A 16,590-nucleotide genomic window follows, 5' to 3' on the forward strand; every position below is an offset into this window, starting at 1 on the left:
AGCGGATTATCTGTTTATGGAAACACGGCAATATACTGCGCATTCATGTCACACACGCTTTACGACGAGCCTTTAGCTCCCATGCTGATAAGAAAATGGAAAAGGCGACGCAACATCGCCCCCGGATTACCCCCGCACGCGCTGAATGGCTGTCCCAGCCCGTGATTTGATAGCCGGATTGCTGCACTAGACTATGAACCCATGGAAGAAAAGCACAGTTGGCTAGATGGCCCTCAGATTCCGGGAGAGTTCGATAATCCGGACAAGCTCTCGGACTATCCCGGCCAGGCATTGGGTCTTGCCCCCGATGGCCCAGGATCGCAAGCGACGTTGATGCGTCGCGTCGGCGGCATTCTCATTGACTGGATTATTTCCTTGATGATTGCCGGCGCTTTTTCGATGTTCTTCGGCCCGAGCGAGGCGCAGATTGACCAGTTCGGGGATTCGTTTATCGCCTGGCAGTCATTCCTTGCGACCTATTCGCCAGTTGTCTTCCTCATTATTGGCACGGTGTCGGTTTGGCTGTTCGCCCGCACTCCGGGCCAGTGGATGATGAAGATGGGTGTCGCTCGCGTGGACAAGCCCGGCGAGCGAGTTGGCTTTGTTCGTGCCTTCTTCCGCAGCTTGCTTACTCTTTTCTTGCTGCCGCCAGCAATCACCGACTCGGATATGCGCGGCATGCACGACCGTGCCACTGGCACGGCCGTCATTTTGGGTTAGCGCTATAGCACCAACACAACCAGGACCTGGGCGAGAATAATCTTCATGATCATGGCCATTGGATACACCGTTGTGTATCCCATTGCCGGCAACTCGTTCTTGGCCTGGTCGTTGACGTATGAGAGCACTGCCGGGTGAGTCTGCAAGCCCGAGAGGATACCCGCAGTTTGGCCGAATGGAATCTTCAGCACACGGTGACCGACAATGAGGGTCAACAGTGCGGAGCTAAACGCGATGATGGCGGCAAGACCCAGAACTGTCAGTGATGCCGGGTCAGACAACGCAGCCTGGAATCCCTTACCGGCAGTGGTGCCGATACCTGCCAGGAACAGTGCTAGACCCATGGTGCGGAACGCCAGGTTGGCCGAGTAGGGGATAGGCCAGACCAACGGGCCAGTGCGACCGACAGCACCCAGAATCAGCGCCACAACCAGTGGACCACCAGCGGATCCCAGGGCGAGCGAGCTGCCGCCCGGAAGCGGAATCTTGATGAGACCCACCAAGACACCCAGCGTAAGCCCAAGGGTGAGGGGCAAGAGGTTGACGTCGGAAAGCTTCTTGTAGGAGTCGCCGAAGAACTTTGTTGCGTCCTTGATTTTCTCTGGCGGTGCAACTACGCGGACGCGATCACCAAGCTCTAGGCGCATGTTTGGCTCTGCGACGATGTCGTGGTCGCCGCGGCGAATACGCGTAATGATTATGCCGTCCATGCGAGTCTGAAGTTCCGCAATGGGTACACCGACCACGTCAGATGCAGAGACGAAGATGCGACGGAAGTCCAGGCGACCGTCGTGTGTCGGATCACCCGGCATAAGCTCGCCAATGTACTCGGCGGCACGAGCAATTTCTTCCTCTGTACCGACGACGGAAATAATATCGCCGACGGAGACAGTGTCACCCGGAGACGGAATGTAGAGGTGGCCCTTGTACTCAATGCGTGAAACCGTAATGTCCAAACCGAACTTCGACGGAAGGTCAGTGATGGAAGGCAGGTCGTCCTTGAGAATCTTGATGTCCCGAGTATGCAGCGGAAGCGCGGCAACACCTGCGTCAATAGCTTCCTGGTCGTGATCGACGCGGAAGACCTTCGACATAATACCGATAGAAGCAATCACTGCCAGCACGCCGATTGGGTAGGCCAGGGAGTAACCAATCACCGGCATATCGTGCGCAGCGGCCAGCTCGCCCTTATCCGAAATGAGGCTAGGAAGAGCATCGACGATTGCTGCCATAGCCGGGGTGTTGGTCAGGGCGCCTGTGAAGGCGCCTGCGCCTTCCACCGGATCGATAGGCAAAAACTTGATCAGCAGGAAAGACTCGATGGTGACAACTGCGAGCACACCAATGCCGAACAGGTTGTGCTTGATGCCGCGCGAGCGTAACGAGCTGAAGAACTCGGGGCCCGCCTCCAGCCCGATGGTGTAGACGAATAATGCCAGGCCCACGATGTAAATCAACGGGGAGATTTGAATTTCCGGCTCAATAGTCGCGAGGATAAGGCCGACGAAGAGGACGGCAGCCACGCCAAGCTTGAAGCCGAAGATCTTGATCTGGCCAATTGCCAGGCCAAGAAACAAAATCACTAGAAGCGCTAAGAGTTCATTTTCAGCCAAGAGTTGCACATATCCCATGGTGGCACAACTAGCAGTAATCTTCATTAAGCATTGTTTCCAGCAAGGATATGACCTTTGCTGACAGCGTGATAAGTGAGAGCAATCACTTCAACAAGACATCAATAACTGTGTTTGAAGTCATGGCTTTAGTCTTCGTTTTAAAGCTTTAAAGCACAAAAAAAGGGGGCCCGAAAGCCCCTTTTTTCTGCTTCAACCTAGATTGCCCCTCGGCGGGTTGCCCGAGCAACCGACCCTGGTGAAACCTAGCTAAAACCTCTAGTGCTTCTTGCCGCGATTGGCGGCACGGCGCGCACGACGGTTCATGCCGGCCTGTGGGTTAGCGCCCTTCGGCATTGGACCCTTGGGCATGTTCGCGCGCGCATCGCGAATACGGTCCATCGACTGGATGCGCTCATTCAGAGCGTTGGCCTGATCCTTATTCAGGTTGCGCGGCAAACGCATGAGTTCGCGCTGCAGCTTCTTCGGCGGGACCTGGCCCTCGTCGCTACCAGCAATCATGTCGTAAATCGGAGCTTCGCCCGCAATGCGTGCCAGCGACTTCTTCTCACGAGCAATCATCTGCTTGACGCGGTTCGGATCACCTTCACCGACCAGCACAACACCGGCGTTACCAATAACACGGTGAACAGCATCCATGTGCTGATTAGCGACAACACCGGTCTTGACGTGCCAGACATAGCCAACGCCCTGACGCATATTGTCCAGCGTCCACGCCGCAGCGCCGGCCTGGCCTTCCGCCTCTGTGTAGAAGGACGCCTCAAGACGCTTAGAGAAGATGTACATCGCGACCATAAAGCCGATCGAAATACCAATAATCGTCAGAATCCAGGGCCAGACTCCACCAATGAGCAGACCAATCAGTAACAGCAGGATGATCGGACCGAAGAAGCCCAGTGCCATGTAAGGCACGAGCTTGTTGTCCCGCGAGCGCTGCAGCTTAAACGCCTGCCACATCTGGCTACGAGTCTGCTTACGCTGAGCGCGCTTGGCGGCGCGGTTCGCCTTCTTCATTTCTTTCGCATCATTGGTCGCCATAATCACCAACTTTAGGGCATGCGATGTAGTTTTAGGCAATAGACCGCGCCGTAGCGCCGTTTCGCTTTACGACGGCGCTGCGGCCGTCAGCCTCTAGGAAGCCGGAATAGCCGAAGTGACTGGCGTATCCTCCGATGCGCCATAGCGGTCAAGCAGAGTCGAGGCTTCCTGAAGTGCGAGGTTGTTGTCGTTTTCGTCGGCAAGCGCGGACAGATGCGCAGGCAGCTCCTGACCGCGGTGCGCCAGTGCGCGGGCGTAGAGCCGTCCAGCGCGGTAGGAAGAGCGGACCAGCGGGCCGGACATGACGCCGGCAAAGCCCATCTCTTCAGCGGTCTTGGAGAGCTTGACGAACTCCTCTGGCTTAACCCAACGTTCAATTGGATGGTGCAGTGGAGTGGGGCGGAGGTATTGAGTAATCGTCAGAATATCGCAGCCGGCATCGTGCAAATCCTGCATAGCGGAGATGATCTCGTCATAGGTTTCGCCCATGCCCAGGATGAGGTTGGACTTGGTAACCAGTCCAGCTTCGCGAGCGCGAGTGATGAGTTCCAAGGAACGCTCGTAGCGGAATGCGGGACGGATGCGCTTGAAGATACGCGGCACCGTTTCCACGTTGTGGGCGAAAACCTCGGGCTTGGCGTCGAATACCTGCTGTGCTGCAGATTCGTCGCCACGGAAGTCATCGACAAGGAGCTCGACTCCGGTATTCGGGTTGAGTTCGTGGATCTGACGGCAGGTCTCAGCGTAGAGCCAGGATGCACCGTCGGGCAGATCGTCGCGGGCGACACCGGTGATAGTGGCGTAACGAAGACCCATCTCGCGGACGGATTCCGCAACACGACGTGGCTCATCCTTATCCAATGGGTCGGGCTTGGCTGAGTTAATCTGGCAGAAGTCGCAGCGGCGGGTGCACTTATCGCCGCCGATGAGGAAGGTGGCCTCGCGGTCTTCCCAACATTCGTGAATGTTCGGGCAGCCAGCCTCCTGACAGACCGTGTGCAAAGAGGCACCCGAGACACGGTTTTTCATGTCCTTGTAGCTGGGGCCCGGACGAACCTGGTTGCGAATCCACCGGGGCTTGTTCTCGATAGGGGTCTCGGCATTTCGTGCCTCGACGCGCAGTAACTTACGTCCTTCTGGCTTAACAGTCACAGTTTCATCCTACTCTTTTGTTGATGAGTACTCGAATATGCCGGTGGTGGAGTTGTGCTTCACCCGGTGTGGCAGGTCCTTCGTGGGGTCGGGCGCGGAGCCGAAGGAATGGTCGGCAACGGTCAAACGGCCTTCCAAAGCATCTTGCAAATCTGCCAGAAGCGACTCTGTCATCTCTGACACGCTAACATCTCGGTCAAGCTCCCGGGATAGGGTGGTCACTCCAGCGTCGGAGATGCCACACGGGATGATGTAGTTGTAGAACTCCATAGAGTTGTCGCAGTTCAGACTGAGTCCGTGCATGGTTACACCATGGGTCACGCGGATTCCCAGTGCCGCAATCTTTCGGTCGCTCAGTCCGTTTGATGCGGGAACCCATACCCCCGAGCGGCCATCGATGCGGCCAGCAGCCGCGATGCCGGCTCGGCGAACGGTTTGAATGAGGGCTTCTTCCAGTCTGCGGACGTAGTCCACCACATCGACCGGCTGAGCGAGCTTGATGATGGGATACATCACAAGCTGGCCCGGGCCGTGCCAGGTGATGCGGCCACCGCGGTCGACATCGACGACCGGCAACCCATTGGTAGGACGGTCCTCCGGCTGGGTGCGCTTTCCTGCTGTGTAAAGACTCGGGTGCTCAAGCACGAGAACCTGATCTGGAATTAGGTCTTTCGCACGCTTGGCAGCAAGGTCTGCCTGTAGGTGCCAGGTCTCTTCGTAGTCGACAAGGCCGAGATGTTGAATCTCGATGTCGGAGCTTGATTCCCGAATGGATTTATCTGCGCGAGTAAAAGGTTTTCTTGGGGCAGTCATGGTGGCCTATAGGATACGCCGAAATTCTGTAGGCCTCAGATTACTTGTTACTTGGATAGCGCCAAACTTACTTGGATAGCGCCAGACGTAAAAATACCCCGGTGGTCACTAGAAAGTGACCACCGGGGTAAAAGTGGCGTGCTTTTGTGGGCTTAGCCGAAGACGACGCGGAGGATGGAAACGGTGATTGCCGAGATACCTGCAGCGGCCGGAAGGGTAATAACCCAGGCCAAACCAATCGGCTTCATCAGGTTCCAGTTAGCGGCACGGTTAACGATACCGACACCGAGAACGGCACCAATCAGAATGTGGGTGGAGGAAACCGGCAGACCCAGCAGGGAAGCAATCATAACGACCACAGCAGCGGAAAGCTCTGCGGCAAAACCCGATGCTGGGTGGATCTCAGTCAGGCCGGATCCGACGGTCTTGATAACGAAGCGGCCGATAAACCACAGACCGGAGATGAGAGCGACACCCATGGTGGTCATGACTGCCAGCGGGACGCCGGACTCGGAAGAGATCTCGTTGGTACGGAGAACATCCAGAATTGCCACGAACGGGCCAAGCGCGTTAGCGATGTCGTTCGAGCCGTGGGAGAAAGCGAACGCAGCAGCGGTGAAGACCTGCATCCAGCTGAACAGCAGGAAGGTGGAACGATCCAAATCCTGACGCTTCAAAGTACGCGCGAAGATGTAAACGGCAAGCCACACTGCGGTGGCGATCATGCCCATAATCAGGAAGTTGTCCAGGCTGGAAAGCCCTAGGTGAAGGTTCTTCAGACCCTTGAACAGCATCATCGCGGAGATGACAATAGAGCCCAGGGCTGCTAGACCCGGAACCCAAGCTTCCAGCGCACGGTGAGCGCGGACATCATCAACCTTGGATTCGATGTGGACGAGCTTGCGGAAGTACTCAGACTCCAGGTCATCCGGAGTCCAGTCGTTGTCACGCATCGTCGTCGCGTCGCGAAGCATCGCGTTGGTGTACGAGATCTGATCGTGCTCAGGGAGCTTTTCGAAGTCGTCGCGGTGCTGCGCCTTGAGGTCCGCCTTTTCCTGGTGGATGGCCTGCAGCTGCTTGGAAGCCTTGTCGTTGTAGACGAGAATCGAGTTCTTAATGCCGCCGAACAGGAGGAACGCGACCAAACCGCCGAGGAGCGGAGAGAGGACCCAAGAAACGGCGATCTGACCGATCTGATCCCACTGGACCATGCTCCAGCCACCCTTGCCGGTGATAAAACCGACCGTCAGTGCGGCACCGACGATACCGCCGACGATGGAGTGGGTAGTGGAAACTGGCCAACCCATGCGGGTGGCAACGAGGAGCCACACTGCCGCGCCGAGAAGCGCGGACATCATGATGAAGGCGAACTCCATCGGGTCCAAACCGTGGATTGCGTTCAGGTCCACAATGCCGGAACGGACGGTGTCAGTAACCTCGCCACCAGCGAGGACGGCGCCCGAAACCTCAAAGACTGAAGCGACAACAAGCGCCTGCTTCATGCTCAGGGTGCCGGCACCGACTGAAGTACCGAAGGAGTTAGCAACGTCGTTACCGCCGATGTTGAACGCCATGAAGACGGCGAACGCGATGGTAATCAGAAGGATTGCCGTATTTGCCTGCGGGCCCACAAAGTCATAAGCCCAGAAGACAAAAATTACGATGTTGATTGCGAGAAGCCCGCCGAAGAAGAGGTGCCACCACTTATCTGAGGAGCTCGATTGCTCAGATGATGTGGTCCCGGTCGACGAACTAGTATTCGCTGGAGCCGAGGACATGCTCCACCTTTCTAAGTTACGTACAGAGAGCAAAAATAGGCACGCCAAAGAAGCCTGCTGTCTAATGATTTCTTAGATTGGTAAAGGCTAATTGCTAACTAGGTGACGGCGAGGTTAACAAATAATGAATTTAATTATCGCTATCTTCAGCTCTCGTCGGTGTAGCTGAAAGCGATAGCCGGAACTGTGTGCGGGGGTGTGTGGTGTTCTCGCATTTCGGCAGGACAAAAAGTATGCGCATTTGCTACTTGCAGCTTTGCTTTCGGTTCGACCCTCCCGCTGTCTGCTAATGGCTTAACGGCGCAATAACAGCACGTTAATTCTTTGTGCCGATGGAGCCTTTGCTAGCTATGTGTGGCTACGTGAAATCTGAGCACTAGCCAAGAATAGGGGGCCTGCGCATTTGAAGGAATCGCTGATTAGGTTCAACTGCGGGACGAATGCGGCAAAAGAAATACCCGCGTCAGCCGCAAAGTGCGACTAACGCGGGCAGGGAAGAGGCAGAACCTCCTGCTAGCAAGCCAGCTAGATTCCCGCGGCGCTACTACCCCAGGAAGGGAGCAAGCTGCTTAGAGCTGCAGATCCGATTCGAAGTTAGCAACCTCGAGGCGGTCAACAACGGTCGTCATAAAGCGACCTGCATCAGCGCCGTCGATCAGGCGGTGATCGTAGGTAATTGGCAGGAAGACCATGGCGCGAATACCAATGGCATCTGCCTCATTCTCGGTGACGACTACTGCGCGCTTCTTAATCGCGCCGGTGCCGACCATTGCGGCCTGCGGCGGAACCAGAATCGGAGTGTCGGTCAGAGCGCCCTCGGAGCCGATGTTGGTAATGGTGAAGGTGCCGCCGGACAGGTCGTTCGGGGTCAGCTTGTTGTTGCGAGCGCGGTCTGCGATGTCCGCAATAGCAGCAGCCAGCTCCGGCAGGGACATATCCTGAGCGTTGTGGATGACCGGGGAGAGCAAACCCCGCTCGGTATCGACAGCGATACCCAGGTTGACCTGCTCGTGGTAGGTAATCTCCTTGGTCTCTTCGTTCCAGGAAGCGTTGACGTTCGGGTGGCTGACCAGAGCCTCAACGATTGCCTTTGCAAAGAATGGCAGGAAGGTCAGCTTCGCGCCGTGCTTCTTCTCGAACTCAGCCTTCTTAGTAGCGCGCAGATCCCAGATGGCAGTCATATCGGCCTCGTGGACCTGGGTCAGCTGTGCGGAAGTCTGCAGAGACTCGAGGGTCTTGGCAGCGGTAATCTCGCGGATGCGGTTGACACGCTGGGTGGTGCCGCGCAGCTCAGCGAGCTCAGGGCGAACGCCCTTGGTGGACCAGTTGGAGCCGGACTCAGCAGTAGTCTCCTGGCCGCCCTCGGCAGCGCGCAGAACATCCTGCTTACGAATGCGGCCGCCGATTCCAGAGCCCTCGACCTTAGTCAGGTCAACGCCGTGCTTGTCAGCCAGCTTGCGGACCAGCGGGGTGACGTAAGGAACGTCCTTGTTAGCGGAAGGCTTGGATTCAGCCTTCGGAGCCTCAGCCTTCGGAGTCTCCTTCTTCGGCTCTTCCTTCTTCGGCTCCGGCTTGGACTCTGCCTTCGGCTCTTCCTTCTTTGGCTCCGGCTTGGATTCAGCCTTTGGAGCTTCCTTCTTCGGTGCAGCCTTCTTTGGCTGGCCACTGCCAACGCGAGCGATGACCTCGCCGACGTCAACGGTGTCGTCTTCGTCGTAGAGGACCTCGAGCAGGGTGCCTGCGACCGGGGAAGGAATTTCGGTGTCGACCTTGTCGGTGGAAACCTCGAGCAGTGGCTCGTCGACCTCGACGGTGTCGCCGACCTTCTTCAGCCAGGTGGTGATGGTGCCTTCGGTGACGGATTCGCCGAGCTCCGGCATCTCAACGTCAGTAGCGTCGCCAGCGTCAACGTCAGTGGAGTCTTCCTCAGTCTCCTCGTTAGCCTTTACTGGCTCCTCGTCCTTCTCGACTGCGGCAGATGCCTCCTCGGCCTCTTCCTTGGCGGCCGGAGCAGCGTCTGCATCGCCAACGCGAGCGATGACTTCGCCGACGTCAACGGTGTCGTCTTCGTCGTAGAGGACCTCGAGCAGGGTGCCTGCGACCGGGGAAGGAATTTCGGTGTCGACCTTGTCGGTGGAAACCTCGAGCAACGGTTCGTCGACCTCGACGGTGTCGCCGACCTTCTTCAGCCAAGTGGTAATCGTGCCTTCGGTGACGGACTCGCCGAGCTCCGGCATCTCAACATCAGTAGCGGAACCGGAGGCAGCCTTCGGTGCTTCCTTCTTTGGCTCTTCAGCGTCTTCCTTCGGAGCCTCTTCCTCGGTCTCCTCAGCGGAATCGTCAGTGCCTTCCGGCTCTTCGCCCGGCTCGCCGACCTTTGCGATGACCTCGCCAACATCGACGGTGTCGTCTTCTTCAAAGAGAATCTCGGTGAGAACACCGGCGACCGGAGATGGAATTTCGGTGTCGACCTTGTCGGTGGAAACCTCGAGCAACGGTTCGTCGACCTCGACGGTGTCGCCGACCTTCTTCAGCCAGGTGGTAATGGTGCCTTCGGTAACTGATTCACCGAGCTCCGGCATCTCAATAGAGGTCGCCATGTTTGTGCACTCCTCGAAAAGTTAAGAAATCTCGTTTTAAGACGGTTATTACAAATTAGCTTACAGGTTGAAAACTCTGCTTGCCCCGTGGGCTGCGCCCGCTTTCGACTGGTGCTTGGAATAGCTCATTCCAGCCATGATTCCAGCCGGGCGGGACGCAGTCGGATGACCGGCTACTTCGTTGCCAAATCCTCAATCACAGAGAACATCGTCCGAACCGGAACACCAGTGCCCCGCTTCGGGGTATAACCATACTCCCCGGTGGTGTTGAAGGCCGGACCGGCAACGTCGATGTGAACCCATTCAACATCCTCGCCAACGAATTCGCGCAGGTATGCAGCTGCAACGCTCATGCCACCAAAGCGAGAGTTCGTGACATTCCGCAGGTCAGCTACCGGCGACTTCAGGGCCTCTGCTAGCTCAACTGGAATCGGCATTGCCCAACCATTTTCACCAATGCTCTGAGACAGCTCTGCAACACGGTCACGGAACTCGTCGTTACCCAGGATGCCCGGGGTGCGCTCGCCAAGAGCGACTAGCTGCGCACCGGTCAGGGTAGCGGTGTCAATCAGGTGAGTCGGCTTGTCTTCGCAGGCGCGGACAATGGCGTCTGCGAGTACGAGGCGGCCCTCAGCGTCGGTATTCAGAATCTCAATGGTCTTACCGCCGTACTGCGTAATGACATCGCCCGGACGGTACGCCTTACCACCCGGCATGTTCTCCGCCATTGGAACAGTTGCGGTCACCGGGGTGGATACGCCTAGGCGAGCAGCCAGGACGACTGTGGCAATAACAGCCGCAGCGCCGCCCATATCGGAGATCATGTTCTCCATGCTGGCGCCCGGCTTCAGCGAAATACCGCCGGTATCAAAGGTGATGCCCTTACCGACCAGTCCCAGCGAATTCTCTGCCGACTCATCGCCCTTCCAAATCAGGCGCACCAGGCGCGGCCCGCGCGAGGATCCACCACCCACGGCATTGAGGCCTCCGAAACCGCCGGCGCGCAGAGCGTCGTCGTCAAGCACCTCGACCTCGAGCCCCGCGTCACGGCCTAGCGCTGCAGCAGCGTCAGCAAACGTCTCGGGGTAGAGGTGCGACGATGCTGTATTGACGAAGTCACGCGCGGTGGCAACGGCATCCACAATCGCTGCAGCGCGCTTTACGACGTCGTCATCAGCGCCCAACACAACCACCTTCTGGGTGGCCTCGTTGCTTTCTTCGTCGCTCTTCTGACCGGAGTAAGCGTAAGCGCCCAGCGCAAAGCCCTCGGCTGCAGCCTGCGGATCGATGGCGCCGAGAGTGTTAAAGACCACCTTGGCCTTGGTCATACGGCGCGCAGCGGCGCCGCAGGCACGGCGGATGTCCTCGGCATCCAGATCCTCAGAACCCACGCCAACGCCCGTGACACTGTCGACATCCAGGCCAGCAGGAGCCGGGATGGTGGTCACGGACTCGGACTTAGCGCTGGCGGAGACTGCCTCAAAGGAGGCGAGCAGCTGCTCTGCAACCGAACCGATGGCCTCGGGTGCGACCAGCTCGAGGCCATCCTCGCCGTCGATAAGCGCGACGAGAACCGCGTCGGCGTCCGCGGGCAGAGAGTTGTCGGCAGCGATGACCACGCGAGTGCCGATAGCCGGCAGGTAATTGGACAAAACAGCGGCGTTGCGAGAGGCGCCGAGCTGTGCCGAATCATTGTTAGCGGGGACTGACATGTAGTTGCATCTCCTTGTAGTCGTACTATGTGGTACACCACCGTATCCCTATTTGCCGGTTCGTGTCCTTCACCCCTGGACAGCGGACTGACGAGCCAGCGCCACGACTATTGGAATGTACCCGCGCCTAGTGCCCGCGACGCTGACATTGCCCTGACTAACACGGTCTTTCGGGGGCGAGTATTGATACGACTCGATCCTCGACGGTTTAGGATGAAAGACATGTCTGCTTTGGAATTTGCAATCGAACGTAACCCGAATCCACTCTCTGATGCCGAGCGCGAGGAGATTTTGGCCAACCCTGGTTTCGGTAAGCACTTCACCGACCACATGGTCCGAATTGACTGGACTGCAGACAAAGGCTGGCATGGCGCCAAGCTGCAGGCATACGGTTCGATTGAAATGCAGCCGTCTTCTTCGGTCCTGCATTACGGGCAGTCGATTTTTGAGGGACTGAAGGCGTATCGCATGCCGGATGGTTCCATTGTTACTTTCCGCCCGGAGCAGAACGCTCGTCGCTTCCAGCGCTCCGCTGACCGCATTGCAATGCCGCAGCTGCCGGAGGAGACCTTCCTCGAGGCAATCCGCCTGCTGGTTGAAGCCGATGCAGCATGGGTGCCGCCAGCTGGTGGCGAAGAATCCCTGTACCTGCGTCCAATCATGTTCTCCACCGAGAGCACCCTGGGCGTGCACCCGTCGAACTCTTACACCTTCCTGCTCATCGCTTCACCTGCCGGCGCGTACTTCTCCGGTGGCATTAACCCGGTGACCGTGTGGATCTCCCACGAGTACGTGCGTGCCGCGCCGGGCGGCACCGGTGCTGCGAAGTTCGCAGGTAACTATGCAGCTTCGCTGGCGGCTCAGCAGCAGGCAGAGGAAAAGGGCTGCGACCAGGTTGTGTGGCTGGACGCTGTCGAGCGCAAGTACATCGAGGAGATGGGCGGCATGAACCTGGCGTTTATCTACCCGGATGAGAATGCTGACGCTGGTGTTCGGCTGGTGACTCCAGAGCTGTCTGGTTCGCTGCTGCCGGGCATTACTCGGGCATCGCTGCTGCAGGCTGCTCAGGATCTGGGCATGAATGTCGAGGAGCGTCGCATTTCCACCGAGGAATGGAAGAATGATGCCACCTCCGGTGTTATGAGCGAGGCATTCGCCTGCGGTACTGCTGCAGTCATCACCCCGGTCGGTTTTGTGAAGTCCGCTGAGGGCGAGTTCGAGATCAACGGCGGCGAGACCGGTGAGTGGACTATGAAGCTGCGCGAGCGGCTGACCGGTATCCAGCACGGCGAGGTTGAGGATACCCACGGTTGGATTTACAAGCTCGTTGAGGCTTAGTTTCGGCGTAGGTCGGCTAAGAAAAATTTAATAGTGGTTACTAGAATTAGTACTTTCGCAGCCCCTGTTCAGTATTCGCTGTTCAGGGGCTGCGTTTTTGCTTTGCTGGCTCCCCAACGGCTGTGCGATTTTCTCATGGTTCATGAATTGTTCAGGCGGCATTTGTTTAGCCGTTAAAAACACCTCTAGCGTGACCGGGGTCACTGTGAAAAACTACCAACACGATTGATTTTTGTAGTTGGGAAAACAGTTTGAGGCGCTGTGATGGTGGTAGTTCAAGACTTTTTTAAAGATAGTTTTTCGTCAAGTAGTTCAAAGCGCCTAAGGGTAACCATCGTCGTCACTCTGTTGTTGGCTGCGTGGACGATTGGGTTTAGTGCGATTCCGGCTCCGGTGGCGGCAGCCCAAGATTCGCCGCCACCGTCCGGGGTGGAACAGCCCGCTCCTACGGGCGAAGGGGGTACGGGCGAAGCAAAAGCAGAGCTAATCATGGATCTGTCTGGTTCGATGCTTGCCGACGACGCCGGAGGCACCCGCCTCGATGCGGCAAAGCGCGCATCCACGGAGCTGATTGACTCCCTCCCGGATGATGCGCTGCTTGGCATGCTGGTTTATGGCCAGCGCGAATCCAGTGATGAATCCAACCGCGAACGTGGTTGCCAGGACATCGAGGTGCTGTCGCCTGTCCAAAAGGTCGACAAAGAAGGCCTGAAGAGCAGGATTGCCGGGTTGGAAGCTCAGGGCTACACGCCGATCGGCAATGCACTGCGTAAGGCGGCTGATGAGCTTGGCCCAGACGGTGAGCGGTCAATTATTTTGGTCTCTGACGGTATCGACACCTGCGCGCCGCCACCGGTGTGTGAGGTTGCGAAGGAACTGGCAGGGCAGGGTGTTGGCCTGACGATTCACACAGTGGGCTTCAAGGTCGATGAAGAAGCTCGCGCTGAGCTGGAGTGTGTTGCGCAGGTATCCGGTGGACAGAGCATGACTGCGGACGATGCTACCCAGCTTGCAGACCACATGAAGTTCTTGACTCAGCGGTCAGTGCAGGGCTACGAAACCACGGGTACTCCTTTCGAGTTCTCCGAGACTAAGGAAGGCGCGAAATGGCTCGGCGAGGGCAAGTACCAGACGACGCTGGTGCCAGAGGTTGCCCAGCACGATCGCACCCCGCTCTACTACCGAATCGCAGTGCCGAAGGGACACAACGCGATTGTTACCTCAAAGGTGTTAGCGAATATCGATGCTGAGGGTAAAGGCCAGCAGGATGTCCGAACTGAAGTTGACGAAATCATCAATGAAACTGGCGGAAAATGCCAGGACGACGGTCGTATGGGGTCGCTGACTGGCGCCGAAGCTAGTGCCGATTCGTGGACTCCAACTTCGGCTGATGCAAGCATTCTTGCATGGGATAGTGACCGCATCGAATCCAGTTGCGATCAAACCAAGTGGCTCGTCGCAAATAACGTGTGGGTCTATGACGGTGATTCAGTAGCGGACTATCGTGATGAACCGGTGAAGGTCGAGGTTAGCGTCCAGTTTGAGCCAGTCCTGAAGAAGCAGGATGCTGGCAAGCTAAATGAGGGGCGGTCTTCTTCGACCGGCGACAAAGCCTACAAAAAGGCCACTTTTGGAGAGGCCAAGCCCGTAAACGGTGGCAATAACGCAGCCCAAGCGCCGGAAGTTAAATCTGGGGATACCATCTCTGACACAATCGTGCCCGGTGAACAGAAGTTCTACAAGATCCCTGTCGAGTGGGGTCAGCGACCAGTGATTGCTGCCCGCACTGGAAATTCGGAGCGCGATAATGCCGATTCCATGGGAGTTGCCCTGCTGAATCCGTTCGAGGTTTCCGTTGCGGATGGAACAATGCACTTTTATCAGGATTCCGAGGACCTGAACTTGTCAACAGATCGTCCGGTCGAATACAACAACCGAGAATCTAATGTTGGAGGACGACCTGTAGCCAACGCCGGCTACTACTACGCGACTGTCCGAATGGCTAACTATCGCCCGGATGAAGAGGTCAGTGGCATCGATCAGCCGTTCCAGCTCGCATTCCTCCTGGACAACAAGCCAACTAAGGGGCCTGACTGGCGACCGACTGACAAGAACGGCCCGACTCCATCCGATAAGCCGATTCTGGCCAAGGGAGAGTCGGAACAGGAAACGTCAAAGGACTCGTCAGAAGATGCGTCGAATGAATCTGACTCCTCGGATACGGATTCTCAGGCATCCGCATCCTCGTCGGACATGGAAGATGAGGGCATGAGCCCGTTGGTCATTGGCACCGTTGTAGCAGTGGTCGCCGTGTTTATCGGCATTGCCGGCGCAATCGTCTACCAGAACAAGAAGCGCAAGGAGTAGACAAACCGTAAGATCAGGAAGTTCCTGAGCAGGGGGGGCAGGGTGGGGAAGGCAGCAAAATTGTGTCCGCTTGGCGTATCGCTGGCGGGCACATTTTTTGCTACTTAGCCGCAAGAACTGACAACTCCAAGAATTATGGGCTGCAGATGTGAAACTGTGTGAGTTTATGACACTTTCAAGCCATTTTTCGGACCATTTTTGACATAAACGCAGTCAGTAACTCGCATTGGCCCGCTGTCGCTAACATAACCGCAGTCACTAGCCCCCACTGAACCCAAACCCCACTGAACCTAAACCCCGGGAGTGTCACCCCAACAAAGAAAAGCGCGTCCCGTGCATCGCTGCGGCGGGACGCGCTTTTTTAATTAGCTGGGAGGCTAGAAGGTGTGCTCGTTCTTGGCGCCCCGGCAAACGGTCGGCGCAAAATAATTTGGGCGAGCCCCGAAACGAGCCTCCTGTACTCCGCCTTCCCGGCGGTGTGCCCTCAGAATACGTCCGCGTCAAAGCGACCGTCAATAGTTCTTTTTAAAGAAAACCCCAACGGGGGCAATGCGCGCATTTTCCCTGCTAGAACCCTATGGCAAGTGCCACGGCACAGACAGCGCACGCTATCTCAATGACTGCACCAAACACGTCGCCGTTGACTCCGCCAAACCTCTTCACGCAATGCCGCGTCAGCAGCAGTGTAACGCCAAAGCTCAGTGCACAAGCGACTACGCCCACGAGCCCAACCACCCAGCCCGACACAGCGAGCAGCAGTATCCACCAGCAGGTCACCGTGACTGTGGACTGAGTACCGGCAGTCAGAGAGCCGAAGCCGCTGTTCGAAAAAGGCGGAAAGCCGCGCCAGCAGGCAGTCGTTGCTGCCGCGCGAGAGGCTACAAAAGGCAAGCACAGCGCAACCACACCAGGCCACATCTGACCAGCAGACCACTGCGACAGCACACTAGCCACAATCACGGCAAAAGCAGTCGTCGTCGTCAACATCGTCAGCACGATGGAGCCCACGCCCATTGGGCCGGTGCTCGGATCGCGCAGCACCTCCCGCGCCCCCTCCGGCGGCTTATACGAGCCGAGGGCATCCGCCACATCCGCCAGCCCATCCAGGTGCATCGCGCGGGTCAACATCTGTGCCGCCACCATAATCAGGGCGCCGCCGAGGATCGGGGTGACGTCGTAAAGCGTGGGCGTGCCTGACGACGACGTTGCGAACAGCGCCGCCGTGATGAGAACTGCACCCGCGGCAGGAACGAGCCCAGCTACTGGCAGTGCGGCGATGGCGCGACGGCCGGTGATGCGGTCGAACACGCTCGCGCCTTTGAAAGGCAGGATGGTGAGCCAGGACAGGGCAGTGGTGATGGCCTCAGCGACGGCATTGCCGTGAGCAGAGGGATCGCCGTCGAGGTTGTCCTGGCGAGACGGGCCGGCTTTGTCGGACAAG

The 16,590-nt window shown here is 57.5% G+C and carries 11 protein-coding genes; 3 read left to right on the forward strand and 8 right to left on the reverse strand.

Annotated elements, in window-relative coordinates; genetic code table 11:
• Window positions 1-201: 201 nt before the first annotated feature.
• Window positions 202-720, forward strand: coding sequence for an RDD family protein (locus CHU70_RS01125; protein WP_016423046.1), 519 nt, complete (start codon window positions 202-204; stop codon window positions 718-720).
• Between the two features lie 2 nt (window positions 721-722).
• Here CHU70_RS01125 and CHU70_RS01130 read toward each other — a convergent pair whose 3' ends face one another.
• The 7 genes from CHU70_RS01130 to CHU70_RS01160 all read right to left on the reverse strand — a co-directional run bounded on the left by CHU70_RS01130 (window position 723) and on the right by CHU70_RS01160 (window position 11,444).
• Window positions 723-2,342 (reverse strand): aspartate:alanine exchanger family transporter, encoded by a 1,620-nt coding sequence (locus CHU70_RS01130; protein WP_172954657.1) that lies wholly within the window; start codon window positions 2,340-2,342, stop codon window positions 723-725.
• 267 nt (window positions 2,343-2,609) lie between these two features.
• Window positions 2,610-3,389, reverse strand: a complete 780-nt coding sequence (locus CHU70_RS01135; protein ID WP_049170211.1) for a DUF4191 domain-containing protein — start codon at window positions 3,387-3,389, stop codon at window positions 2,610-2,612.
• A gap of 93 nt (window positions 3,390-3,482) precedes the next feature.
• Entirely contained in the window at window positions 3,483-4,541 is a 1,059-nt protein-coding gene (gene lipA, locus CHU70_RS01140; protein ID WP_088611599.1) for a lipoyl synthase, read from the reverse strand.
• A gap of 9 nt (window positions 4,542-4,550) precedes the next feature.
• The gene (gene lipB / locus CHU70_RS01145; RefSeq protein ID WP_048732570.1) at window positions 4,551-5,354 is read right to left on the reverse strand and encodes a lipoyl(octanoyl) transferase LipB; all 804 of its coding nucleotides are present in this window, start codon (window positions 5,352-5,354) and stop codon (window positions 4,551-4,553) included.
• 152 nt (window positions 5,355-5,506) lie between these two features.
• A complete protein-coding gene (locus CHU70_RS01150; protein WP_016423042.1) occupies window positions 5,507-7,132 on the reverse strand; it encodes an inorganic phosphate transporter in 1,626 nt (541 codons plus the stop codon).
• A gap of 569 nt (window positions 7,133-7,701) precedes the next feature.
• Window positions 7,702-9,732, reverse strand: a complete 2,031-nt coding sequence (gene sucB / locus CHU70_RS01155; protein ID WP_147719374.1) for a 2-oxoglutarate dehydrogenase, E2 component, dihydrolipoamide succinyltransferase — start codon at window positions 9,730-9,732, stop codon at window positions 7,702-7,704.
• A 173-nt stretch (window positions 9,733-9,905) separates the two neighbouring features.
• Window positions 9,906-11,444 carry a leucyl aminopeptidase gene (locus CHU70_RS01160; protein ID WP_080985624.1) on the reverse strand — a complete coding sequence of 513 codons (1,539 nt, stop codon included), beginning with the start codon at window positions 11,442-11,444 and terminating at the stop codon, window positions 9,906-9,908.
• Between the two features lie 222 nt (window positions 11,445-11,666).
• Here CHU70_RS01160 and CHU70_RS01165 point away from each other — a divergent pair, with 222 nt between their 5' ends.
• Window positions 11,667-12,782 (forward strand): branched-chain amino acid aminotransferase, encoded by a 1,116-nt coding sequence (locus tag CHU70_RS01165; protein ID WP_016423039.1) that lies wholly within the window; start codon window positions 11,667-11,669, stop codon window positions 12,780-12,782.
• 489 nt (window positions 12,783-13,271) lie between these two features.
• Window positions 13,272-15,149, forward strand: coding sequence for a VWA domain-containing protein (locus tag CHU70_RS01170; RefSeq protein ID WP_070566889.1), 1,878 nt, complete (start codon window positions 13,272-13,274; stop codon window positions 15,147-15,149).
• A 567-nt stretch (window positions 15,150-15,716) separates the two neighbouring features.
• On the opposite strand, the gene CHU70_RS01175 is transcribed toward CHU70_RS01170, so the two are convergent.
• Window positions 15,717-16,589, reverse strand: a complete 873-nt coding sequence (locus CHU70_RS01175; RefSeq protein WP_147719376.1) for an adenosylcobinamide-GDP ribazoletransferase — start codon at window positions 16,587-16,589, stop codon at window positions 15,717-15,719.
• Between the last annotated feature and the right edge of the window lies 1 nt (window position 16,590).

This window comes from Corynebacterium sp. LK10 (assembly GCF_008042455.1).
Classification (GTDB): domain Bacteria; phylum Actinomycetota; class Actinomycetes; order Mycobacteriales; family Mycobacteriaceae; genus Corynebacterium; species Corynebacterium jeikeium_D.